The organism is Natrinema salinisoli (genome assembly GCF_020405205.1).
GTDB classification, from domain to species: domain Archaea; phylum Halobacteriota; class Halobacteria; order Halobacteriales; family Natrialbaceae; genus Natrinema; species Natrinema salinisoli.
The window spans coordinates 2,122,367-2,146,454 of record NZ_CP084469.1 but is presented as its reverse complement, the minus strand read 5'-3'; the positions used below and the strand labels follow the sequence as shown (position 1 = coordinate 2,146,454).

The window sequence follows — 24,088 nt, the reverse complement described above, 5'->3', positions numbered from 1 at the left end:
GGTGGAGGGCGTCGACGCGATCAGTCGTCGTCCGATTCGACCGGGCCGCCGGAACCGGGCGGCGACTCGGTTTCGGCTTTCCGACTCGAGCCGACGAGGACGGTTTCGTCCTGGAGTAACACCCGGCCGTAGCTCGAACCGAAGTCCTTGATCAGCGAGAGCATCGCGGCGAAGCAGACGAAGGCGAACGGCGCACCGGTGATGATGACCGCGTCCTGAAGCGCGCTCGTCCCGCCCTCGCCGCCGAGGATCATGAGGATCGCGGCGGTCAAACCGAGGACGACCCCCCAGAAGACTCGGTTAATAGTCGAGGGCCTCGCCTTCCCACCGGTCGTCATCATGGAGACGGCGAGCGTCGACGAGTCCGCCGACGTGATGAAGAACGTCGTGACGAGGATCATGAACGCGATCATGAACACCGTCCCGAGCGGGAAGGCGTCGAAGAGGATGAAGCCCGATATCTCCGGCGTGAAGTTGTTGATAACGGGACTGAAGTCCGCAACGCCGGTGTGGTGGTACTGCAGCGCGGTTCCGCCGACGACGGTGAACCACGGAATGGTCGCCGCCGAGGTCGCGCCGATACCCGTGAACGCGACTTCGCGGACGGTTCGGCCCTTGGAAATGCGGGCGATGAACAGTCCGGCGAACGGGGACCACGAGAGCGCCCACGCCCAGTAGAAGACCGTCCACGAGTTCATCCACCCCGTCCCGCCGTCGGAACCGGTGCCGGTGTAGAGGCTCATGGACGTGAAGTCGGCGATCATGCCGCCCATCGCCTGCGAACCCAGCAAGAGCAAGAACAGGGTCGGACCCAGGATGAACGTCGCCACCATGAGGATGACGAACAGGATCATGTTGAAGTTCGACAGTCGGCGAATTCCCCTGTCGACGCCGAGCACCATCGAGATGGTAAACAGAAGCGTCATCGTGGTCACCACGAGGAGGATCCCGACGTTCCCGAGGTCGATCCCCCACTGGTAATTGAGACCGGCGATGAACTGACTGCCGATGAAGCCAAGCGACGTCGCCACGCCGCCGATCGTCGCGAAGACGGCGAGGATGTCGACGACTTTCGCGGCTGGACCGTCGAGGTTCTCCTTCCCGAGGATCGGCGTCAGCGCCGACGAGACCCGGAGCGGGACGCCCTCGTAGTTGTACGCGAAGTAGGAGATCGCGAGCCCCATAATCGTGAACACCGCCAACTGGGGAAGCGCCCAGTGGAACAGCGTCTGCTGGATCGCGTACGGAACCGCCTCGCTCGTCCCGCCTTCGATCCCGAACAGCGGCGAGGGGTTATCGTAGTAGAACAGCGCCTCCGTCGGCCCCCAGAACACGACGCCCGCCGCGAATCCGGCGGAGTACAACATCGCGAAGTACGACAGGAAGCTGTACTCCGGGTCCGAGTCGCCCATCTTGATCTTCCCCCACGGACCGACGATCAGGAACAACAGGAAGAGGACGATCAGGAACACGATCACCAACAGCGCCCAGTTCAGGTACGTGACCACCCATTCGTAGAGGGTCCCGATCGTCTCCGTGACGAGCGCCTGATTGACGAAGAAGCCCACGATCACGCCGGCGGTCAGCAACGCGCCGAACGCGAAGACGATCGGATCGATCTCCTCGAGGAACTCCTCGACCATCCCCTGCTCCGCGTCACTCATTCGGCCTCACCCCCGAAACCGGGTGACGGCGCACTGATTGACCGCCTCTCCACCTACCGTTCGCCATGCTGCGTGATGGCATACCGCCATCATTGACAGCGTATACAATAAGTGTTTCTCACTCTGCGAGACTATCCACGGATTGCGTTTATTTGATGTTCGGTCGAGTATAACGCAGCTATCGCTAATATGAGCGCTATCTGTCCACAATAACCCATATAATCGAACAAAAGACAACAATCTACCACAACTCGTAGTAACTAACAACATCCGTGATCATTCGATATCCGCTTACAGCGGGCCGAAACGAGGCGGCTCATCGATCGGTCCGGTGGCGTGCCGGCTCCGGACGGGCGCGAGTCGTAATCGAAAATCGATAGGGCGGGTCAGTTCGTCAGTTCCTCGAGCGTCTGCTCCCGGGAATCGGCGCTCTCGGCTACCTGCTCGGAGAACTCGTCGACGCGGTCTTTGATTTCCTCGCGGGCCGCTTCCGGCGAGAAGCCCTCGGACATCGTCAGGAGTCGGACGAACGCGCGGAGTTCTTCGTCCGTGAGCTGGGCGAACTCCTCGTTCTCGAGCTTCGCGACGACCTCGTCGACGTCGATCTGTCCGACCGGTTCGACGTTGAACTCGACGTTGACCATCCGGTAGTTCGAGCCGGCGAGTCGTTGCTCGGCCTTGCCGACGCCCTCGGAGAGCATGTCCTTGAACGGCGTGTGATACCCCATCGTTCCGAGGTGGAGGAACGCGAGCATGTCGGTGATTCCCTGCGTGTAGGCGTCGCGGTCCTCGTCGTCGGGGTCGAAGACCGTTTCCCGATCGCGTTGTTCCATGTACTCGAAGAGAATGCTGAAATCGAGGATCGCGTTGCGAACCCGTCGTCGAATCCGGTTTCGCTTCTGTTTCTTCGAGTGGTCCGTGTAGTCGGTCTTCCGACCGAGCAGAAAGTCGCGGTCGGAGGGCGTGAGAATCCCGCGCGGCCGGTCCGAGTCCGCCGCCGCCCGTAGCGACTCCGGCACGTCGTCCTGGCTCATACGTCACACATACGGCGAGCGCGAATTAACGTTTCCGTTCTCCCGAACGTGATCGTTGTCGAATACCTTCGGTCCTCAGGCATCGAGTTTACGCCGAAACGGAACGCGTTCGGCGGGGTATAGTCACCCACATCGCCCCCTCTCAGACCGGCCGCTGAGAGAGTTCGATTGCCGTCTCGGAGAGCAGGGACGTCCCGATCTCGAGGCTCGATTCGTCGATATCGAACGTCGGCGTGTGGTGACTCGTCGGGTGGTCGGTGCCGACGAGGACGTACGAGGCGAAGCCGCCGTCGTCCTGGACGCGCTCCATCAGGTACGTCACGTCCTCGCTCACGCCGAACTCCTCGCTGGAAATTACTCGTTCGACGCCGTCGACGTCCCACGCGACGTTCCCGACGAGATCGCGGAGTGCGGGGTGGCTGTCGACGCTCGGTGACTCGCTGATCACTCGCGGCGTCACGTCGCAGTCGTGCATCTCGGCAGCGGCGTAGCAGACCCGCTCGAGTTCCGTTCGCGTGTACTCCATCAGCGCGGTCGTCTCGCCGCGTACTTCGGCCTCGATCGTGACCTCCTCGGCGATGACGTTGCTCGCGGTTCCGCCCTCGATCTGCCCGACGTTCACCCGCGTCAATCCGTCGCTGTGCCGGGGGATGCCGTAGGCGTTCTGGATCGCGGTCGCCGCCGCCTGCATGGCGTTGGCCCCCTCGTTGGGTGCCTTGCCCGCGTGGGCGCTCGCGCCTTCGAACGTCGCGGTGAGGTGGGCCATCGCCAGGGGCTTCTCGATCCCCGCGACGATCTCACCCGTCGGGTGATCGAGCCCGATGTGCAACGCGAGGAGGTGGTCGACGTCGTCGAGGTACCCGCTCTCGGCCATCGCCTTTCCGCCGCCGGAGATCTCCTCGGCGGGCTGGAAGAACACCTTCAGCGTCCCCTGGAACTCGCTGTCCGCGACCGTCTCGAGCGTGCCCAGCGCCATCGCAACGTGGGCGTCGTGGCCGCAGGCGTGCATGTAGCCGTCGTGCTCGGATCGAAACCCGTCCGCCGCCGGCCGGTGGTCGCTCTCCGACGACTCCCGCATCGAGATCGCGTCGAGATCGACGCGGATCCCGATACAGGGACCGGGTCCCCGTTCGAGGACCGCGATGACGCCCGTGTGGCCGCCGGCCGTGCGCTCGAGGATGTCCGAGCGCACCCCCGCCTCCCGCGCTCGCTCGAGCCACGGCTCGAGTTCCGACTCGGGGGGGACGGCCATGCGCTCGTCGGTCGCTAACGCGTCGCGACCGACGGCGATCTCGTCGACGCCGATCCGTTCGAGCTCCTCGACGACGCGCGCGGTCGTCCGGAACTCTCGCCACCCTGGTTCCGGATGGCGGTGAAACGCCCGCCGGAGATCGCTCAGTCGGGACCCCACGTCGTAGGACATTCTTGCCGGCTCTACGCCTGCGAGATACTTAACCGTAGTCAATATTCGTATACTGGTTAGTCGCGATCGATGTAATTCCGCGCTACCGGACGGGTCCCGATGTCTCGGAACGCTGCCGGGGACGCTTCGGACGGACGACCGTCGTCCCGCCGCAGACCGGGACGGCGCTGACCACCACCGCGTGCAATCCGTCCGACTCGATGCGAGACGGACGGCCGAGACTGGAGAGCCAGTACACAGCACGATAAGTGGCTTCGAACCGCTCGAGGACGGCTACCCGAGGTACGCGGTCGCGTCCAGTTCCACCCGGACGTCCTCGGGGAGCCGCGAGACCTCGACGCAGACTCGAGCCGGCGGGTCCGCGCCGAATCGCGCGCCGTAGGCCTCGTTGACGCGCTCGTAGTCCTCGAGGTCCGTCAGGTAGACGGTCACTTTGACGACGTCCGCGAGGCCGTCCCCGCCGGCTTCGTCGACGACGGCGGCGATGTTGTCGAGCACCTGGTCGGTCTGTGCTTCGATATCGCCGTCGACTGGCGCACCCGTCTCGGGATCGACGGGGCCGTACCCGGAGACGTAGAGCGTATCGCCGGCGCGAACGCCCTGCGAGTAGGGGTTGTCGGTGTTCGGTGCGTCGTCGGTCTCGATGGGATCGGTGTCGGACATGGGCCTCGTATCGCCGCAGTCTCAGGCGGTTCGTTTCGCTTCGGCGGTCACGTCCTCGATCGCTTCGACGACGACGTCGAGCGCCGTCTCGGCCAGCTCGTGGGTGAGCACGAGCGGCGGCAGGAACCGGAGCACGTTGCCGTGACGACCGGCGGTCCAGATCAGGACCCCACGCTCGAAGCAGTACTGCTGGATCGCGTCGACGATATCGCCGTCCGGGTTCCCGTCGGCGTCGACGAATTCCGCGCCGATGAACAGGCCCTTGCCGCGGATGTCGGCGAGGTGCTCGTTCCCGTCGCCGGCCTCGCGGAGGCGACCCTGGATGTACTCGCCCAGGTCGCGAGCGTGCGCGAGCAGGTCGTGGTCCTGCATGTACTCGATGGCGCGAGTCCCGGCTCGCATGCCGACGACGTGGCCGCGGTAGGTGCCGGCGTGGTCGCCCGAGCCCCACGTGTCGAGATCCTCGTGGTACATCGTCGCCGAGAGCGGGAATCCGACGCCGCCCAGCGCCTTCGCGCTCGTCATCGCGTCGGGGGTGACGCCCTCCCAGTCGCTGGCCCACCACTGACCGGTGCGGCCGAGACCGCTCTGAATCTCGTCGAAGACCAGCGTGACGTCGTTGTCGTCCGCGATGTCGCGAAGCCCCTGCAGGAAGCCCTCCGGGGGCGTGACGATGCCGCCCTCGCCCTGAATCGGTTCGACGATGATCCCGGCCGGGTTCGCCAGCCCGCCGTAGGGATCCTCGACCATGGCCTGGACCTCCTCGAGCGCGTGATCGACCGCTTCCTCCGGCGTCTTGTCCTGCCGGAACGGGTGCGGATAGGGCGCGTGGACGACGTCCGAGAGAAGCGGCGTGTAGTGTTCTTTGAACTTCTTGTTCGACGTGACGCTCATCGCGCCGGTCGTCGCGCCGTGGTAGCCGCCGCGGAACGCGATCAGCCCGTCGCCGCCGGTGTTGTACTTGGAGAGTTTGATCGAGGCTTCGATCGCGTCGCTCCCCGTCGGGCCGCCGAAGACGACCTTGTTCTGGCCCTGCAGGCCGTCAGGGGCGATCTCGTCGAGTTTCTCGATCAGCTCGAGGCGCGCTTCGGTCGGGAAGTCGACCGTGTGCACGAACTTGTCCGCCTGCTCGTGGACTGCCTCGAGCACGTAGGGATTCGAGTGCCCGACGTTGAGCACGCCGATCCCCGCGAAGAGGTCGATGTAGGTGTTGCCGTCTGCGTCCCGTACCGTCGCGCCCTTGCCCTCCTCGAACGCGATCGGGATGTCGTCGGGGTAGGCAACCGCGCTACTGTCGATCTCGCGCTGTTTCTCGAGCAGCGCTCGGGTGTTCGGGCCGGGAACGGAGTCGACGGTCGGTGCGTCCTCGAAGTGGAGTTCGTCTATCGGCGGTCCTGCCGTCATGCGTAGGAGCAGGTGGAACACTCATAAATAACTTGTCCACAGTATTCATGAGTACTGTATACAGTTACTGAATACAAACAGGGTGTCGAACCCGAATACGGGAGAGCGAAACTCACTCGTTTCGGTCCCGTTGGCGCCCGGAACGGCTCGCTCGAGGGTTCGAGAACGGCGAATCCGCAGGGAGGTCGTTCGCCGTCCCAGACAGTGATTCCGCCGGCCGTCCGACGGTGACTCAGGATCCGAACAATGGACGCCGCCTATTCTTTGCGATCGCCAATATAATTTCACGAAAATAATGATCCAGCAATTCAATCAGGGAGTTTATCACCGTCTCCGACTCAAATCAGAATCAATGAACGCCCGATATCGCGCCCGCGGTCCGCCACGGTCTTCGGTACCGAACGCGATTGACAGACAGGAACACCGAGCGAGGCGGCGCTACGGGGGCAAATTCTCGTTCTCACTCGGTTCCGTCGAGACGATATCAACTCCCCGCGTCGGCGACATCGGAGACGACGGAGGGACGGCCGCATGAGCGCCGACGAGGAACTCGCGAAGGACCTCGGACTGTTCTCCGCGATCGCGATCGGCATCGGCACGATGATCGGGGCCGGCATCTTCGTGTTACCGGGCACCGCGGTCGCCCGAGCGGGACCGCTAGCCGCGCTGACGTTCGTCATCGGCGGGGTCACCGCACTGTTCACGGCGCTGTCGGCCTCGGAACTGGGGACGGCGATGCCGAAATCGGGCGGTGCCTACTTCTACATCAATCGCGCGCTCGGCCCGCTGTTCGGGTCGATAAGCGGCTGGGCCAACTGGCTGGGGCTGGCCTTCGCGTCCGCGTTCTACATGTACGGGTTCGGCGAGTACGTCAATCAGCTCGTGGGCGCCCCCGCCCTCGGGCTCGGTCCGGTGACGATATCCGCGGCCCAGACGATCGGGCTCGCGGGCGCGGTGCTGTTCATCGCGATCAACTACATGGGTGCCAAGGAGACCGGCGGACTGCAGATCGGGATCGTGTTCACGCTGCTCGCCATCCTCGGGGCCTTCACTGTCGTCGGACTCCTGAACGCCGATATGGAGTCGCTGCGACCGTTCGCGCCGCCGGGAACGACCGGCGAGGTGCTCCCGGTGACCGCCATCGTCTTCGTCTCCTATCTCGGCTTCGTCCAGATCACATCGGTCGCCGAAGAGATCAAAGACCCCGGCCGTAACCTCCCGCTGGCGGTCATCGGCTCGGTCGTCATCGTCACCGTCGTCTACGCCCTGTTCCTCCTCGTCTTGCTGGCGGCGGTTCCCAACGAACTGGTGGCGAACAACGACACGGCGGTCGTCAAGGCCGCTCAATTACTCTTCGGCCAGTACAGCCTCTTCGAATTCAGTCTGGGCACGCTCGGCTGGGGACTGTTGCTGCTCGGCGGGCTCCTGGCGACGGCCTCGAGCGCGAACGCGTCGATCCTCTCGTCGTCGCGGATCAACTTCGCGATGGGCCGGGAGAAGATCATCTCGCCGTCGGTCAACGACATCCATCCCCGGTTCGGCACGCCCTACAAGTCGATTCTGATCACCGGTTCGCTCATCATCGCCTTCCTCCTCTTTGGCAACCTCGAGATCCTGTCGACGGCCGGGTCCGTGCTCCACTTGATCGTCTACGGCCTGTTGAACATCGCGCTGATCGTCATGCGGGAAGCCGAACCCGCCGAGTACGACCCCGACTTCGAGGTGCCACTGTATCCGTTCGTTCCGATCATCGGAACGGTCTCGTCGTTCGCGCTGATCGCGTACATCGAGCCGTTCGTCATCTTCCTCTCCGCGGGGCTCGTCGTCTTCGCGGCCGTCTGGTACCTGCTGTACGCCCGCCAGCGCGTCGAGAGCGCCGGGGTCTTCGCCGGCTGGATCCTCGACCGCTCCGACGAGATGCCCGACGCCGCAGTGGCCGCGGCGGACTCGGTCCGTCCCGATGCCGCCAAAACGCCCACTGCGGGGACGAACGGCGGCGACTTCCGCGTCATGGTGCCGCTGTCGAACCCCCGAACCGAGAAGGACCTCATTACGCTCGGCGGCGCCATCGCGAAGCAGCGCGGCGGCACGGTCCACGCCGTCCACATCGTGCAGGTGCCCGACCAGACGCCGCTCAAACGCGCCGAACAAAACGAACGGATCGACGCCGAATCCCAGAAGTTACTCGAGCAGGCCCGGACCGACGCCGAGACCTTCGGCGCACCCGTCGAGACGCACACGGTGCTCTCACACCGCTCGTTCGAGGAGGTCTTCGACGCCGCCCGGACCTTCGACGCCGATCAGGTCGTCATGGGCTGGGGGCCGACCTCCCATGGCCGCGCCGAGTCGCGAATCGACGAACTGACCCACGATCTCCCGTGTGACTTCCTGGTGCTGAAAGAGCGAGGGTTCGACCCGTCGCACATCCTGTTGCCGACCGCCGGCGGTCCCGACTCGGTACTGGGTGCGGACGTCGTCCGGCTGCTCCGCGAGGAGTTCGATTCCCGGGTCACGCTCTTGCACGCCCTCTCCGAGGACGAATCCGCCGACGAGGGCGAGCAGTTCCTCGAGGAATGGGCGGCCGAGCACGGACTGGCCGACGCCGAACTGATCGTCGACGACCGAGACGTCGAAACCGCGATCGAAGCTGCGGCCGCGAACGCCACGCTGGTCGTGATCGGTGCGACCGGGAAGGGCCTGCTCTCGCGGATCGTCCGCGGCTCGCTCGTCTTGGACGTCCTCGAGGACATCGACTGTTCGGTGCTGCTCGCGGAGACGGCCCGCAAGCGAACCGTCCGTGAACGCCTGTTCGGTCACAACGATGACTGACGTGCGCAACTAACCCCGTCGGACATCGGCTCGATACCGTTGCAATCGCCCTCACTCGTTTCCGTTGCAACCCCTCCCCACCCGTTTACCGACGGCGAGGCCCGTTCGAAAAACGGAGTAATATCCTTAGGGGGTGGCGACATATATTGCAACTATGATCTCGCCAATCGCAAACCAATTCGTCGCGGGGGAATCACCGGCGGTCGCGCTCGAGCACGTCCGCCAATTGAACGACCGCAACGTCGACGCGATCCTCAATTTGCTGGGCGAACACTACGACGAGCGCGGTCCCGTCGCCGACGATACCGCCGAATACCGACGGCTCGTCGCCGACATTTCGGGATCCGGCCTCGGGGCCTGTATCTCGGTGAAGCCCTCCCAGCTGGGACTCGACCTCGGCGAGGACGTCTTCCGGACGGAACTGGAGACGATCGTCGACACCGCCGACGAGCACGACGTGTTCGTCTGGATCGATATGGAAGACCACACGACCACCGACGCGACCCTGGACGCGTTCGAAGACCTCGCTCGGGCGCACGGGGGCGGCCTCGGGCTCTGCGTACAGGCGAACCTCAAACGGACGCAGGAGGACGTCGAACGCCTCGCCGACGTCCCCGGCAAGGTCCGGTTCGTCAAGGGCGCGTACGATCCGCCGGCTGATATCGGATACTCGGACGGGGCGCGGGTCGATCAGGAGTATCGGTCGCTGCTCGAGTACGCGTTCGAACACTACGACGGCGGGATCGGGGTCGGGAGCCACGATCCGGCGATGATCGACCACGCGAAAGCGCTCCACGAGCGCTACGGAACGGACTTCGAGATCCAGATGCTCATGGGCGTGCGCGAGGACGCCCAGTACGAGTTGGCCGAGGAGTACGACGTCTATCAGTACGTCCCCTACGGCGACCGCTGGAAGTCCTACTTCTACCGGCGGGTCATGGAACGGCGGGAGAACCTCCGGTTCGCGCTTCGTGCCGTGCTCAATCGGTGAGGAGGACTCTGTGGAAATCCGCAATCGGTGATAGCTTCAGGAGTCATGCTGAATACAAGACGCGTATGTGGCATGGACTGAGGAGCAGTCGACACGGAAGGTCGAACGCTTAGTACAGGCAGCGTGGACTGCTCTGTTCAAATAATAGTTTATCCACATTCCGAGAGAAACCATACACAGTGTATGCGAAGAATACACGCACCAGATACATTAGATTCCATAAATAAACAGTAATATATGTCGCTTCGTGCGATGATCAGAAAAGACGTTCGGGATTCCGTCCGCTCGGGAGTTCTACTCAGCATCACACTGCTGTTCGTCCTCGTCGCCGGGTTCTGGGCGGCGATTCAACACGTCCCCCCAATGTATGGCGAGAGCGACATCCCGACGAGTACGCTGGCATTGTTGAATAGCATGGGCCAACCGATGGCCTTCTTCGTGCCGCTGCTCGGATTGGGTATTTCGTACAACTCGGTCGTGGGTGAGCGCGAGAGTGGAAGCATCAAACTCGCACTCGGCTTGCCGAACTCACGACGTGACATCGTATTCGGGAAGTTCATCGGGAGGAGCGTCGTCTTGACCGTGGCGATACTCACTGCTTATCTAGTCGTCGCCGTCATCGCGTTGCTGACTTACGAATCGTTCGCGGCCATTGAGTTCATACTGTACACCGTGATGACGGTCTTTTACGGGGTGGTGTACGTCGCAATCGGCATTGGCTTCTCGTCAATAATGAACACCCGGTCTATGGCACTTGCCGGTGCGACGGGCCTCTACACCCTTTTTCAGTTGGGGTGGGACACCGTCACGGCTATTCTACAGATAGTGACGGTCGGATGGGTACCGCCAGAATCCGGACCCCCGGACTGGGTCGTGTTGGTCTATGTGCTCAACCCGACGGCAGCAAATGGATACGCGACACGGGCGATAATCCCTGAATTAAACGCAATCACGGCGCATCCGGTGTCGGACGCGTTCTACCTTCAGGAGTGGGTCGGGTTCCCGATCCTCGCAGCCTGGCTCCTCCTGTCGCTCGGATTCGGCTATCGACGTTTCGCACGAACGGAGATACGGTAAGGAGGAAACACCAGTTAACCGTACAGGAAGTGGGAGATCACGGAGAATCCGGGTCCCACGATAGACGAGCGACCGATGTCTTTCCAGTTCGAGAGTGGTGACGAACTGGCCGACCTCGAGACGTTGCGACCGCTAGATCGAGGGGTAAATCCTGACCAGACTTGGAGGGCGTCTGCCGCGATCCGGACGACCTGCATCAGGTATCGGTTCCGACCGGACGAGGGAAACGGACCGATCCCCGCACCTCGAATCGAGTGCCCGCTGCTCGAGATCAAAGGATAGTATAAAGGCGAACGGGTTCATCGTGAGGGACATGACGACGACGCTCGGAACGGCGAGCGCGGGGCCCGGGGAGATCGATACGGGCCGTCTCGAGGTCGGGGAGACCCGGGATGGGAGTCCCGTTGGACTGCCCGTTGCCGTGGTGAACGGCAGCGATTCGGGGAAGACCCTCTACATGCAGGCGGCCAGTGACGGCGACGAACTCAACGGCGTCGGTGTTATCCAGCGCGTCGTGCCGCAACTCGATCCGGCCGAGATCTCAGGAACGATCCTCATCGTGGGGATCGTCAACTACCACGCGTTTCAGGTCGCCGAACACCGCAATCCGATCGACGACACGAAGATGAATCGCGCGTATCCCGGCAACGAGAGCGGGACCTCGACCGAACGGATCGCGGCCGCGACCTTCGACGCCGCGACCCGTGCCGACCTGATCCTCGACCTCCATCAAGGGTCGACCAGCCGCATGTTAGACGAGGTCCGCGTCCGCTGTGGGAAGCGCCACCGGCTCCACGACCAGTGTCTCGAGCTGGCGAAGGCCTTCGGCTGTGGCTACGTACTCGATCAGAAGGGACCGGACGGGCAGCTCGCCCGGGCAGCCCCCGACGACGGCATCCCGACCGTCGATCCGGAACTCGGCGGCGCCGTCGGTTGGGACGAGGCGAGCATTCGGACGGGCGTCGAGGGCGTGTGGAACGTGCTCAGATACTACAACTTCCTCGAGGGCGACCAGCCGCTCGAGACCCAGACCCGCGCCAGAGGGTTCGAGCAGTACGGCGCACCCGGGGGCGGGCTCGTGACGCTACGGAAGGAGCTCGGCGACCGGGTACAACCCGGCGAGCCGCTGTTCGAGGTAACGACTCCCTTCGGCGAACGGAAGGCCGAGGTGACCGCCGACAGTGACGGGATCCTCTGGCGGGCACGCCGGCTTCCCCAGGTCGCGACGGGCGAATACGTCTGCTCGGTCGGGACCGACGTGGGTGAGTACTGAGATGGCGTCCGATCTCACCTGTCCCGACTGCGGGGCCGTCTACGACGCCGGGCCGGACGAACCGTGGTGCTGTGCCTGCGGCCACGCGCTGGAATTCACCGCACGCCCCCACCCGAACGGAGATCCGCTCCCGCTGCACAGTCTCGACACCAGCGAGGGTCTGTGGACGTTCTTCGAGTTCCTCCCGATCGAGCAGCACGTCACCTTCTACGAGGGTTTTACGCCGATGGTCGACGCGCCGGACTGGGACGCGGAGTTCAAACTCGAGTACGTCTTTCCGACGGGCTCGTTCAAGGACCGCGGGGCGACGACGACCCTCTCTCGAGCCGTCGAACTGGGCGTCGACAAGGTCATCGAAGACTCCTCTGGAAACGCGGGCGCGTCGATCGCGACCTACGCGGCCCGGGCGGGGATCGACGCGGACATCTACGTCCCCGCGGACGTCAAACAGTCCAAACTGATGGCGATCCAGCGGGCCGACGCCCGTCCCGTCCGCGTCGAGGGCACCCGAGGAGACGTCACGGCGGCCTGCCTCGAGGCCGTCGAAGGCCGCTCGAGCAGCGGTGACGGCGGACCCGACGCCGGCGAGGCACCGAGACAGACCGGCGACGGTTGGTACGCCAGCCACGCCTGGAACCCCGCGTTCTACGCCGGGACGATGACGTTCGCGTTCGAGGTCGCCGCCCAGCAGGGGTGGTCCGTCCCCGACGCCGTCGTGCTTCCGATCGGACACGGGACGCTGTTCCTCGGCGCGTACCGGGGCTTTTCCCTGCTCAACGAGGCCGGTATCGTCGACGGAATGCCCCGCCTACTCGGCGCACAGGCGGCCGGGTACGCGCCGATCGTCGGCGCACTCGGCGGCGACACCACCGACGAGGAGGGCGAAGGAACGTCGATCGCCGACGGGATCCGGATCACCGAACCCGCCCGCGGCACCGAGATCCTCGAGGCGATCGAGGAAACCGACGGCGACGCGATCGCGCTCGGATCGGACCCGATCGAAACCGCGCTCGATCGACTCCACCGCAACGGGTTCTACGTCGAACCGACCTGTGCGGTCGCCCCGGCGGCGCTCGAGCAGTACCGCGAGGACGGCGTGCTCGACGCCGACGACGACGTCGTGGTCCCGCTGACCGGAAGCGGATTCAAAACGCTTTGAACCCTCCACGACAGTGATCGAATAGATGGTCAGCCGACCGCCGACGTTCTGTCCCGATTGTGCCACCCGCCTCGAGTCGATCACGTTCGACGACCGCGAGCGCAGGCGCTGTCCGAACTGCGAGACGATCGTCTGGCACAACCCGGTCCCCTGTGCCGGCGTCGCGGTGGTCGACCGATCGGGACGGGACCCCGCCGTGCTCTGCGTCGAGCGCGGCGTCCCGCCGGGGGTCGGGGAGTGGACGATTCCCGGCGGCCACATGGAGATCGGCGAAGAGCCGGCGGCGGCGGCCGCACGCGAACTGGAAGAGGAGACCGGCGTCGCGGTCAACCCGGCGGACCTCGAGATCCTGAGCGCGTCGGCGATGCCGCCCCGAGAGGGGAAACACGTCGTGACGGTCCACTACGTCGCCGCTCGAGCGGACACCGCGGGCGAGCCGGTCGCCGACAGCGACGCCACGGACGCCCGGTTCTGGACGCCGGCCGAGTTCGACGCCTCGGCGGAGACGTTCCGACCCGTTCACGAGCGGCGGTTCCGGGAGGCCGCCGCGCTGTTCGAGTGAGCGCCGCGGCTCGCCGAAGGGGACGGGCCTGCGACGCGGGATCAGGGGATTCATTAGCGGCCCAATCCAGATTCGGACGATGAGCACACCGTCGTTCGCCATCGGGATCGCCGGCGGCACGGGAGCCGGGAAGACGACGGTCGCGCGCACGGTCGCGGACACCGTCGGCGAGGCCGTTACCCGAATCCCGCTCGACAACTACTACGAGGACCTCTCGCATCTGGCGTTCGAAGAGCGCGAGGAGATCAACTACGACCACCCCGACGCGTTCGAGTGGGACCTGCTCCGGGAGCAACTCGAGACCCTGCTCTCGGGACGTTCGATCGAGATGCCCCAGTACGACTTCGAGGTACACAACCGCACGGACGAGCGCGTCACCGTCGAGCCGTCCGACATCATCGTCCTCGAGGGGATCCTCGCCCTCCACGACGAGGCGATCCGCGAGCTGCTCGATCTCAGGGTGTACGTGATGACCGACGCCGACGTCCGCATTCTGCGCCGGATCGAACGGGACGTCATCGAGCGCGGGCGCGATCTCGAGGGGGTCATCGAGCAGTACCTCGAGACGGTCAAACCGATGCATGAGCGGTTCGTGGCCCCGACGAAGAAGCAGGCCGACGTGATCATTCCCGAGGGCGCGAATCGCATGGCGCTCGATCTGCTGATCGAGAAGGTCCAATCCGAGCTGCCGGACGACTCGCCCCGATCCGACGCCCCCGACCGGGAACTGTCCTTCACCGACCAGTCGTTGGACTGAGGGCCGTCGCGTCGGAGCGGCGGTCCCGACGGCGGCGAGACGAAACCCGACATTCCTTTACTCGAGCCCTGAATACGGGCGGGTATGTTCCTCTCCCTGCGCGCGGAGGTCGAGGACGCCCTCGAGGGGGCGCTCTCGACGCTGGACTTTCCGACGGACGATCTTGGAATCGAAGAACCGCCGGAGGACGTCGCGAGCGTCCTGGCCTCGAGCGTCGCCTTTCGCCTTGCGGGCGAGGCAGGCGCGCCCCCGCCGCAGGTCGCGGGACAGCTCGCCGACGAGATCGACGCCGACGAGCTGACCTACGTCTCCGCGGTACAAACGCAGGGCCCGTATCTGAACTTCCTGCCGAGCGATGCCTATCTCGCCGACACGCTCGCGAACGCGACCGACGGCAGCTACGGTAGCCTGCCGGACCGAGAGGAGTCGGTCGTGGTCGAACACACGAGCGCGAACCCGACGGGGCCGGTCCACGTCGGCCGCGCCCGAAACCCGATCATCGGCGACGCGGTCGCCAATCTGCTGGATTTTGCCGGGTACGACGTCGATCGGCACTACTACGTCAACGACGCCGGGCGACAGATGGCCGTCTTCACCTGGGCCTACGAGACGTTCGACGAGGACGACCTGGACGAGCCGCCCGAGCGCGACCGCATCGAGTACGATCTCGTGCGCTACTACCGCAAGGGCAACGCCTACCTCGAGAACGCGCCCGAAGCCGAGGTCGAGGCGGCCGAGGCCGAGATCGAATCGATCATGCAGGGGCTGGAGAAGGGCGACGACGAGGCCTACGAACGGGTCAGCGAGGTCGTCGACCAGGTTCTCGGCGGGATGACGGAGTGTCTCGCGCGCCTGCCAGCCGAGTTCGACGAGTTCGTCAAGGAAACCCGGTTCATGCGAAACGGCGCGACCGACGACCTCGTCGATCGCCTCACGGAACTCGACGAATCGGTCTACGAGGAAGACGCCTGGCAGCTCGAGCTCGAGGATCACGGCATCGACAAGAACCTCGTCTTCCTGCGCTCGGACGGCACGTCGCTGTACGCGACCCGCGACCTGGCCCACCACGAGTGGAAGTTCGACAACTACGACCGTGCGGTGACGGTGCTGGGCGAGGACCACAAGCTGCAGGCCAAGCAGGTCCGGACGACCCTCGAGCTGCTGGGCAACGAGACGGACCAGCTCCGACAGGTCCTCTACTCCTACGTCAACCTTCCGGAGGGGAAGATGAGCACCCGCCGGGGAACCGGCGTCGACCTCGACGATCTGCTCGACGAGGCGATCGACCGCGCCCGCGAGGAAGTCGAGGACCGGCTGGACGACCGCATCCGCGACGACGAACTGGACGACGCGGACATCGAACGCATCGCCCACCAGGTCGGAATCGGCGCGGTCCGCTACGACATCGTCTCGAAACAGCCGACGAAGGCGATCACCTTCGAGTGGGAGCGCGCACTGGACTTCGAGGCCCAGTCGGCTCCCTACGTCCAGTACGTCCACGCGCGCTGCTGTGGCATCCTCGAGGAAGCCGGGATCGATCCCGAAACGGGAATGGGCGACGTCGAGACCGCCGTCGACGCCGACCTCCTCGAGACCGAGGCCGAGCGGGATCTGCTCGAGACGATCGCGCGGTTCCCGGCGGTCGTCGACGAGGCCGCCGACGACCTCGAGCCCCATCAGATCGCGACGTACACGCGCGAGTTCGCCGATCGGTTCAACGGCTTCTACCGGGAGTGTCCGGTGCTGGCCGACGACGTCGACCCCGAGGTCCGCGAGGCGCGGCTGGCGCTGGTCGCGGCCTCGAAGCACGCGGTCGCGAACGCCCTCTCGATTCTGGGCGTCGCCCCGCCGCGATCGATGTAAGCCCGGCGACCCGGGGCTCTCCGTCACTCTGATCGAAAGAACAGGCCGTCTGTACTACCGCTGCGGTACTTACTCCTTCTCGTCGGCGGTATCGAGGACGGTTTCGATGAACTCGTCCTCGCTCATCTCGTCGTTGATGTACTTGAGCGCCCACTGGACGTCGACGTAGAACGACATCACCTGCGTGCCGTCCTGCTCGAGTACCCACGTGACACTGTTGATTTCGGCCTTGAACTTCTCGGCGTCGGTGATCGCCGCGGCGATGGTCTCCGCGAGCGAGTGCAGTTCCTTCTTCAGCGTGTCGGGGTCGGTCGTGGTCGTCGTCGCGACGACGTCGACCTCCTTGCCGTTCTTGTTGACGTCTTTGACCGACATCTTGTCGCTGTCCAGTTTCAGCTTGTCACGGTCGAGCCCCGGAACGTCCGTTTCGCCGTCAGTCTCGTTGGTATCGTCGTTGTTGTTGTCATCGTTGTTGTTGTCGTCGTTGAGCGATTCGTCGGAATCGTCGCCGTTCGGTCCCGACTCGTCGCCGGTCTCGTCACTGGAACAACCCGCGAGCACGGTTGCGAGCGCTGCACCACTGCCGAGGAGGATCTTTCGTCGCTCCATGGATCACCCATCGAGAACAGTCATGATTAGTAATCAGTTCGTTATCGTTTCTGTCCCCGAGATCGACCGTTTCGTACGACGAACGACGACAAAACCGGGTCGGAAGGGTTCGACAAACGGGTCGAAAACGGCCCCATTCCGAGACGAAACGGTCCCGAGACCGGACGGACGGTCAGCCCGTGCTGACAGTCTCTAACTGGCGGTAATCACCGCATTCGAAACGACGGAGTCGATCGGGGTGCGAACCGACGGGAGAAGGTACCACTTACCGTCACGTTTCGGGCCCGGTCGCGTCGACGCGGACCCGACTCAGGAATCCGACTCGGCTTCCGTGATCGCACTCGAAACGTCGTCGTGTGCCGCTTCTCGTTCGGTCGCGTCGTCGTTCCCGCCGGCCGGATCAGTCCCAGCGTCGGCGCCCGCCCCTGTCGAGCCGGCGGACGCAGTTCCGTCGTCCGCCGGGATCGACGTTTCGACGCCGGTCAAGTCCGCTGCGAGCCGACGGTACGCGGTCGCGGCGGGCCCCTCGGGCTCGAAGACGACCAGCGGCGTTCCGGCGTAGACGCTATCGCGGGCGGCGGGGTCTTCGGGAACCGTTCCGAGCAGGGGGACCTCGAGGCGGTCGGCGATCTCCTCGTGGGAGACGTCGCCGTCCGGACGAGTCCTGGTGAGGACGAGGCCGGCGACCTCGCCGCCGGATCGGTCCGTCAGCTCGATCGTCTTCTTGGTGTCGTGGACGGCAGCGGGTTCGGGCGTCGAGACGAGGACGACGGCGTCGGCGAGCCCCAGCGGGAGGACGGTCTCGTGACTGATGCCGGCGCCGACGTCGAGAAAGACGTAGTCGAACTGCGATCGCAGCTCCTCGACGACGTCGCGCAGTCCCTCCGGGGAGGTCTTGGCGTACTCGTCGAGGCTCGTGCCGCTCGGGACGGCGACGATGTTGTCCGCCAATCGATAGGTGGCGTCGTCGATCGATGCATCTCCGGCTAATACGTCGTATAGAGTAGTCGAGTCGGGGGAGAGGCTGACGAACCCGGCGAGGTTCGCCATGCCGAGGTCGGCGTCGACGATCGCGACGCGCTCCCCGGCCTCTGCGAGGGCCGTGCCGAGGTTTACCGTCGTCGTCGTCTTGCCGACGCCGCCCTTCCCGCTCGAAATAGCATAGACCGTCTCGTGGGACATACTCAGGTACTGTCCGAACAGTGGAACGGGAACACCTTAAATCGTCACCACACGGTCCGTGTCGACCGGACGACAGATGTCTGACCAGCGTCGAACGTGTTCCCGTCGGTATGCCGGCCTGGTCGACTCGGTCTCACGTCCACAGGTGTGTCAAAGGATTCTTACCCACAGCCCCGTTTTATACGGCTAATGAGCCAGGAGGGCGCGCAGGAGCAATCAGACCGGAAAAAGTACGAGTTCCGGAAGGTCATCGAAGACCTGAAGGACTACGACGGCTCCGGGACGCAGCTCGTGACGATCTACATTCCCGACGACAGACAGATCAGTGACGTCGTCCAGCACGTCACCCAGGAACACAGCGAAGCGGCCAACATCAAATCGAAGCAGACCCGAACGGCCGTCCAGGACGCGCTGACGAGTATCAAAGACCGGCTGCGATACTACGACACCTACCCGCCGGACAACGGCATCGTGCTCTTCTCCGGTGCCGTCGACTCCGGCGGCGGCCGCACCGACATGGTCACGAAGGTCCTCGAGAGCCCGCCCCAGCCCATCGAGTCCTTCCGCTATCACTGCGACTCCGACTTCTTGACCGAGCCCCTCGAGGAGATGCTCGCCGACAAGGGCCTCTACGGGCTGATCGTCCTCGACCGCCGCGAGGCCAACGTGGGTTGGCTGAAAGGGAAACGCATCGAGCCGGTCAAGTCCGCCTCCTCGCTGGTTCCCGGCAAGCAGCGCAAAGGGGGCCAGTCCGCCCAGCGATTCGCTCGGCTGCGACTCGAGGCCATCGACAACTTCTACCAGGAGGTCGCGGGGATGGCCAACGACCTGTTCGTCCCGCAGCGCCACGAGATAGACGGCATTCTCGTGGGCGGTCCGTCGCCGACAAAAGACGAGTTCCTGGACGGGGACTACCTCCACCACGAACTCCAAGACGAGGTGCTGGGCAAGTTCGACGTCGCCTACACCGACGAGTCCGGGCTGAAGGACCTCGTCGACAACGCGGAAGACGCGCTGGCCGACGCCGAGGTGATGAAGGACAAGAAGGTGATGGAGGAGTTCTTCGAGGAACTCAACGCCGGCGACCTCGCGACCTACGGGTTCGAGCAGACTCGCCGGAACCTGATGATGGGGTCGGTCGACCGCCTCCTCATCAGCGAGGACCTTCGGAAGGACGTCATTACCTACGAGTGTCCCGAGTGCGACACCACCGAGCGCGAGGTCGTCGACCGCCGCAAGTCGACGCCGACCCACACCTGTACCGAGTGCGGGACCGACGTCGAGGGGAGCGAAGAAGCTCGCGAGGACGCGATCGACCACCTCATCGACATCGCCGAACAGCGCGGCACCGAGACCAAGTTCATTTCGACGGACTTCGAGAAGGGCGAACAACTGCTGAACGCCTTCGGCGGGTTTGCAGGCCTCCTTCGGTACTCGACCGGCGTCTAACGACGAATACTCTATCTTCCAACCGCCATCCGGCGGGTTGCGTGGCGCTACTCGCTCAGGGCACCCATCTATGCATGACCAGAAACAATAGTTATAAGTAACAACGAGTGGAGTATTAAGGCGGAGGCTACGTCTCCAGCGGGGGCGTACGCAAACGCCCCGGGTGCTGAAGACACCCGAGACTAGCTTCCAAATCCCCTCCAGAGGGATTCCGGAAGCATGATTCCGTACATTCTACCGGGATATAAACATCCCGCACGACAGCCGAATCGCCAGCCGCAACCAGCTTCGACGCCGATACCGGCCACGAGGCGCGATCGCCATGTGTGACGACCGTGACGGGAGGTGTGACGGTCCTGACACCAGCGAGGACCCGGGCGCGACGGACGGCCGCGACTCGTCGCCACCCGAGTGTCCCACCTGCGGCGGCCCCGTACACGTCGTCACCGCCAGCAGCCCCTACTCAGGGACCGCCTACCCCTGTGGCTGCTCGGTCAATCCAGTTCTGGTCACGTGCGACCCCGCCGACCGGGGGCTGGGGACGGGCGAGTGATGAGCGGGCCTCGAGCTGATAACCCGAAGCGCTGCCCCGACTGCGGTGCAGTACTCCCGCTCCGCGATCCGATCGTGGGCTGGTGGCTCTGTGACGACTGCGAACTCGGGGTCGACGAGAACGGCGAACGCGTCACGGACCAGTAACCGCTAGCACGGGTACGGTTTGACCCACCCAGAACGGTATTCGACGACGCCAGACGAGGACACATTAATTACGCTGCCGCTCGAGTGTTTAGCTAGAATCCATGGCAACCGATCGCCACAATCCCCATGCCGATCACACTGAGGAGCTCGCGACCACGATCGGGCTCTACGTGCTCGGTGAAATCTCCCTCGGGAAGGCTGCAGAGCGGGCTGACGTCACCCGATGGGAGATGAAAGAGATTCTCACTGAGGCCGGTGTTGAGGTTCGCCTCGGCCCACAGACCATGGACGACCTTGAGGACGAGGTCGAGACAGCACTCGACATCGAATGAGCGAGTCGTTTTCGCCGCCGGTTGTTCTCGATGCAACAGTGTTGAGTAACTTCGCGAGCAGTGAGTCGGTAACGTGGCTCACGTCGGTACTCGAGAATCTAACGACTGCCCCTGCCGTTGAACGGGAACTCCAACGCGGTGCCGAGAACGGGTATACGTATCTCGAGAACGCACTCGAGGCCATCGAGACTGGACAAATTTCTCTTGATAAGAGTGCACCCGAGCAACTCGAGCAGGCGTATCCAACGATTCGAGACCGGCTCGACCCGGGTGAGGCAGAGGCATTCGTTGTTGCCGATCGAACTGGTGGCACACTCGTGACCGATGACGGTGCAGCCCGAGACCTTGCTTCTACATACGAGATCGACCTTACAGGTTCTATCGGAATACTCGTTCGTGGTGTTGTTCGAAAGAAGCTCAGTGTCGAAACAGCAGACAGTTGGCTCACAACCTGGGTCGATGAGTGCAGTTACTACGCACCAGTTGAGAGTGTCAGTGATGTTCTTTCTGACGAGTATACCCCGGACTAGTTTCTCTTGCTGTGGAGGATCAAGCGAATGCGAGCCAGAAACTGCTCGAGATATGTTACTCGGCGGATCGAGACGGAGACGATCGAGCACCCGTGGGAGTTTCTGAGGAATGGTTGAAGCGATCGAATCAGTCGGATTTGTCTTCACGGCGGATTGTCCGCGGTGTTGAGATGAGCCACCGATCCGGTCTCGTACGCCCGACGCCAGAGTTTTAGCACCGCCAGTGCTACCAGCCGCGGCTCTTCGACGGTGATACAGGAGGGCTCCGCAGCGTGGGATTTCGCGTCCGGAGGTGCGTGAAAGTGCTTTTCGGGCGAATGCGGATTGGGATGGCGATCGAAGCGCCAGTTAACGCCCGCCGAATCCGTGTAGTGAAACGAATACGCCCCGGACGCGTACCAGATGACGTCGATGCGGGCCCCGTCCGCGTCACCAATCCCGTCGTCCAACACCAATCCGACCTCGCGAGGACTCAGGACGGAATCGAACCCGGCCTCCGCCACGAGCGGTTCCTCCCGTAGAAAGACGTCGCGGACGACCTCCATGTCACCGACATCCGGCGCACCGACGTCGGCGGACAACTCCTCGTCACGAATTCCCCTCATTCAAACGGATGCGTCGAGCGTGCCATCGGCGAACGATCCGCGATCGGTCGAATCGCCGTCTCCCCCCGTTCCGGTCCCGGCGTCCGGATCGAAGTCGTACAGCGAGAGCGCAGCTTTCGCAACCTCGAGGTCGGTTTCCGCAGCCCGCCAGGCCGAGACGGCGTTCCATCCCTCGTCGGCGTCGGATTCGAGCTGGTACGCGAGGTCGTCGGGATCCGACGCATCGTACTCCTCCTGATACTCCCTGATTCGGGCACGGAGGTCCTTGATGCCCGCCGTCAGCTCCTCCCGAGAGAGCTCTCGGTGGATGTCGACGATCCGCTGCATCGCGACCGTCTGTCTGGACCGTTTGTACCGCTTCCCGCGACCAGTGGCGACGGTTTCCGCGAACCCCGCCGCCGCGAGCGTCTCGAGGTGTTTTCGGGCAGTCGGTTCGCTCACGCGGGCCCGCTCGGCGATCTCCTTCGCGTACTGCGGCGTCGTCGTGGAGAGTACCACCTCGCGGACGCGCTCGAACTTGGCGGTGGACTCGAGCCACTCCTCGAGGACTGCCTCGTTGACGTCACCGTCCCAATGGGCTGGATCGTCCTCGGTCATGACTCGATCGTTCGGACTCCAGCCATAAAATCGTTTCTTCGGAAAAACCATTCTTTGTTATCTGACGGCCTCACGAATCGACCTCGAGGAGCGAGTCGTTCCGCGATGTCCGGACCGGACGGGTCACTATGGCCGGCCCGAATCATACTCGAGTCGACGTCGCTGAACAAGTTCATCGGTAGGGTTCTTTCCGACCCACATTAAATGACGGCCCGATTCATTAGAATAGATTGCTGGCAGTCGGAGCCGGAAAACCGCCTGCGTCTGGATTGTAACCGGTTCTATCTGCATTCCACTGAAACTGGTAAGCGTGTGCGGCAGTCGGAATCGAGAAGGTCCGAACAACGAACCTGGCGAAACACAACAGGATTAACACCGCCCCAGTGAACCTTCGACCATGTCCATCTCGAGCCGACACGTACTCGTCACGGGCGGTGCCGGTTTCATCGGGTCGCACCTGACCGAACGCCTGCTCGCGGACGGCGCGGCCGTAACGATCGTCGACGACCTGTCAAACGGTGACCGCGACCGCGTACCCGAAGAAGCCGACTTCCTCGAGGCAGACCTCACCGACCCCGACGCCCTCGAGGGCCAGCTCGACGATATCGACCTCGTCTTCCACCTCGCGGCGTCGAAACACGTCGACACGGATCGACCGCACGGTCAGTTCGACGACAACACGCGGATGACGCGCAACATTCTCGAGGCGATGGCCGACGCCGGCGTGACCGAGATCGCCTACACGTCCTCCTCGACGGTCTACGGCGAGGCTCCGCGGCCGACGCCGGAGGATTACGCGCCGCTCGAGCCGATCAGCGCCTACGGGGCGAGCAAGCTGGCCGACGAAGGGTTGCTCTCCGCGCGAGCGCACAGCCACGATCTCACGGTCTGGAACTTCCGATTCGCGAACGTGGTCGGGCCGCGTCTCCGCGGGGCAGTGATCCCGGATTTCATCGAGAAGCTGCGGGACGACCCCGAGCACCTGACGATTCTCGGCGACGGCCGACAGGAGAAGTCCTACCTGCACCTCGAGGACTGTCTCGATGCAATATTGCACGTCGTCGAACACGCCGACGACGCGATGAACACCTACAACCTCGGCACGCGGACGACGACCTCGGTCGACCGGATCGCGGCCATCGTCGCCGACGAGTTGGGCGTCGACCCCGACCACGAGTACACCGGCGGCGACCGCGGCTGGACCGGCGACGTCCCGAAGATGCGCCTCTCGATCGAGAAGCTCTCGGCGCTGGGCTGGGAGCCCCGCCTCTCGAGCGACGAGGCGGTCCGCCGGTCGACCCGGGAGATCATCGACGAACTCCGCTGAGCGCGGACAGATCGTTTCTTTTCGCTGCGGAAATGCCCTCGAGAGCGACCATCGAGCCG

23 protein-coding genes are annotated in these 24,088 nt (G+C 64.0%); 14 read left to right on the top strand and 9 right to left on the bottom strand.

Annotated elements, in window-relative coordinates; translation table 11 throughout:
* Window positions 1-20: 20 nt before the first annotated feature.
* From LDB05_RS10645 to LDB05_RS10625, 5 genes are all read right to left on the bottom strand, one after another.
* Window positions 21-1,664 carry a BCCT family transporter gene (locus LDB05_RS10645; protein ID WP_226003970.1) on the bottom strand — a complete coding sequence of 548 codons (1,644 nt, stop codon included), beginning with the start codon at window positions 1,662-1,664 and terminating at the stop codon, window positions 21-23.
* A 386-nt stretch (window positions 1,665-2,050) separates the two neighbouring features.
* Complete coding sequence (locus LDB05_RS10640) at window positions 2,051-2,698, bottom strand: DUF8102 family protein (RefSeq protein WP_226003969.1); 648 nt, start codon at window positions 2,696-2,698, stop codon at window positions 2,051-2,053.
* Window positions 2,699-2,840: 142 nt separating this feature from the next.
* Window positions 2,841-4,121 carry an amidohydrolase gene (locus LDB05_RS10635; protein WP_226003968.1) on the bottom strand — a complete coding sequence of 427 codons (1,281 nt, stop codon included), beginning with the start codon at window positions 4,119-4,121 and terminating at the stop codon, window positions 2,841-2,843.
* A 273-nt stretch (window positions 4,122-4,394) separates the two neighbouring features.
* Entirely contained in the window at window positions 4,395-4,784 is a 390-nt protein-coding gene (locus LDB05_RS10630) for a Rid family detoxifying hydrolase (protein WP_226003967.1), read from the bottom strand.
* Between the two features lie 21 nt (window positions 4,785-4,805).
* Window positions 4,806-6,188, bottom strand: a complete 1,383-nt coding sequence (locus LDB05_RS10625) for an aspartate aminotransferase family protein (RefSeq protein WP_226003966.1) — start codon at window positions 6,186-6,188, stop codon at window positions 4,806-4,808.
* Window positions 6,189-6,719: 531 nt separating this feature from the next.
* Here LDB05_RS10625 and LDB05_RS10620 point away from each other — a divergent pair.
* From LDB05_RS10620 to argS, 8 genes are all read left to right on the top strand, one after another.
* Window positions 6,720-9,017, top strand: a complete 2,298-nt coding sequence (locus LDB05_RS10620) for an amino acid permease (RefSeq protein WP_226003965.1) — start codon at window positions 6,720-6,722, stop codon at window positions 9,015-9,017.
* A gap of 154 nt (window positions 9,018-9,171) precedes the next feature.
* Window positions 9,172-10,008 (top strand): proline dehydrogenase family protein, encoded by an 837-nt coding sequence (locus LDB05_RS10615; RefSeq protein ID WP_226003964.1) that lies wholly within the window; start codon window positions 9,172-9,174, stop codon window positions 10,006-10,008.
* A gap of 252 nt (window positions 10,009-10,260) precedes the next feature.
* Entirely contained in the window at window positions 10,261-11,085 is an 825-nt protein-coding gene (locus LDB05_RS10610) for an ABC transporter permease subunit (protein ID WP_250160924.1), read from the top strand.
* A 313-nt stretch (window positions 11,086-11,398) separates the two neighbouring features.
* Complete coding sequence (locus LDB05_RS10605; RefSeq protein WP_226003962.1) at window positions 11,399-12,358, top strand: succinylglutamate desuccinylase/aspartoacylase family protein; 960 nt, start codon at window positions 11,399-11,401, stop codon at window positions 12,356-12,358.
* A gap of 1 nt (window position 12,359) precedes the next feature.
* Window positions 12,360-13,517: a pyridoxal-phosphate dependent enzyme gene (locus LDB05_RS10600; protein ID WP_226003961.1), complete on the top strand. Its 1,158-nt coding sequence runs from the start codon at window positions 12,360-12,362 to the stop codon at window positions 13,515-13,517.
* Between the two features lie 25 nt (window positions 13,518-13,542).
* Window positions 13,543-14,079 (top strand): NUDIX domain-containing protein, encoded by a 537-nt coding sequence (locus LDB05_RS10595; protein ID WP_226003960.1) that lies wholly within the window; start codon window positions 13,543-13,545, stop codon window positions 14,077-14,079.
* Window positions 14,080-14,158: 79 nt separating this feature from the next.
* Entirely contained in the window at window positions 14,159-14,836 is a 678-nt protein-coding gene (udk, locus tag LDB05_RS10590) for a uridine kinase (RefSeq protein WP_226003959.1), read from the top strand.
* An 84-nt stretch (window positions 14,837-14,920) separates the two neighbouring features.
* Window positions 14,921-16,699 (top strand): arginine--tRNA ligase, encoded by a 1,779-nt coding sequence (argS, locus tag LDB05_RS10585; protein WP_226003958.1) that lies wholly within the window; start codon window positions 14,921-14,923, stop codon window positions 16,697-16,699.
* A 69-nt stretch (window positions 16,700-16,768) separates the two neighbouring features.
* Here argS and LDB05_RS10580 read toward each other — a convergent pair whose 3' ends face one another.
* Entirely contained in the window at window positions 16,769-17,308 is a 540-nt protein-coding gene (locus LDB05_RS10580; protein ID WP_226003957.1) for a DUF8159 domain-containing protein, read from the bottom strand.
* A 309-nt stretch (window positions 17,309-17,617) separates the two neighbouring features.
* The gene (gene minD, locus LDB05_RS10575; RefSeq protein WP_226003956.1) at window positions 17,618-18,490 is read right to left on the bottom strand and encodes a cell division ATPase MinD; all 873 of its coding nucleotides are present in this window, start codon (window positions 18,488-18,490) and stop codon (window positions 17,618-17,620) included.
* A 189-nt stretch (window positions 18,491-18,679) separates the two neighbouring features.
* Here minD and prf1 point away from each other — a divergent pair, with 189 nt between their 5' ends.
* The 5 genes from prf1 to LDB05_RS10550 all read left to right on the top strand — a co-directional run bounded on the left by prf1 (window position 18,680) and on the right by LDB05_RS10550 (window position 21,500).
* A complete protein-coding gene (gene prf1 / locus LDB05_RS10570) occupies window positions 18,680-19,939 on the top strand; it encodes a peptide chain release factor aRF-1 (RefSeq protein ID WP_226003955.1) in 1,260 nt (419 codons plus the stop codon).
* Between the two features lie 322 nt (window positions 19,940-20,261).
* A complete protein-coding gene (locus tag LDB05_RS10565) occupies window positions 20,262-20,492 on the top strand; it encodes a DUF3268 family zinc-finger domain-containing protein (protein WP_226003954.1) in 231 nt (76 codons plus the stop codon).
* The gene (locus tag LDB05_RS10560) at window positions 20,492-20,638 is read left to right on the top strand and encodes a hypothetical protein (RefSeq protein WP_226003953.1); all 147 of its coding nucleotides are present in this window, start codon (window positions 20,492-20,494) and stop codon (window positions 20,636-20,638) included. The genes LDB05_RS10565 and LDB05_RS10560 overlap by 1 nt, the downstream gene beginning before the upstream one ends.
* A gap of 101 nt (window positions 20,639-20,739) precedes the next feature.
* A complete protein-coding gene (locus LDB05_RS10555) occupies window positions 20,740-20,970 on the top strand; it encodes a DUF7317 family protein (protein WP_226003952.1) in 231 nt (76 codons plus the stop codon).
* Window positions 20,967-21,500, top strand: coding sequence for a PIN domain-containing protein (locus LDB05_RS10550; RefSeq protein WP_226003951.1), 534 nt, complete (start codon window positions 20,967-20,969; stop codon window positions 21,498-21,500). Before LDB05_RS10555 ends, LDB05_RS10550 begins: the two co-directional genes overlap by 4 nt.
* Window positions 21,501-21,643: 143 nt before the next feature.
* On the opposite strand, the gene LDB05_RS10545 is transcribed toward LDB05_RS10550, so the two are convergent.
* On the bottom strand, window positions 21,644-22,105 hold the full coding sequence (locus LDB05_RS10545; protein ID WP_226003950.1) for a toxin-antitoxin system TumE family protein: 462 nt from the start codon (window positions 22,103-22,105) through the stop codon (window positions 21,644-21,646).
* The gene (locus LDB05_RS10540; protein WP_226003949.1) at window positions 22,106-22,702 is read right to left on the bottom strand and encodes a winged helix-turn-helix domain-containing protein; all 597 of its coding nucleotides are present in this window, start codon (window positions 22,700-22,702) and stop codon (window positions 22,106-22,108) included. It abuts the gene before it with no gap.
* A 397-nt stretch (window positions 22,703-23,099) separates the two neighbouring features.
* Between LDB05_RS10540 and LDB05_RS10535 the strand changes: the two genes are divergently transcribed.
* A complete protein-coding gene (locus LDB05_RS10535; RefSeq protein ID WP_226003948.1) occupies window positions 23,100-24,029 on the top strand; it encodes an NAD-dependent epimerase/dehydratase family protein in 930 nt (309 codons plus the stop codon).
* Window positions 24,030-24,088: the final 59 nt, after the last annotated feature.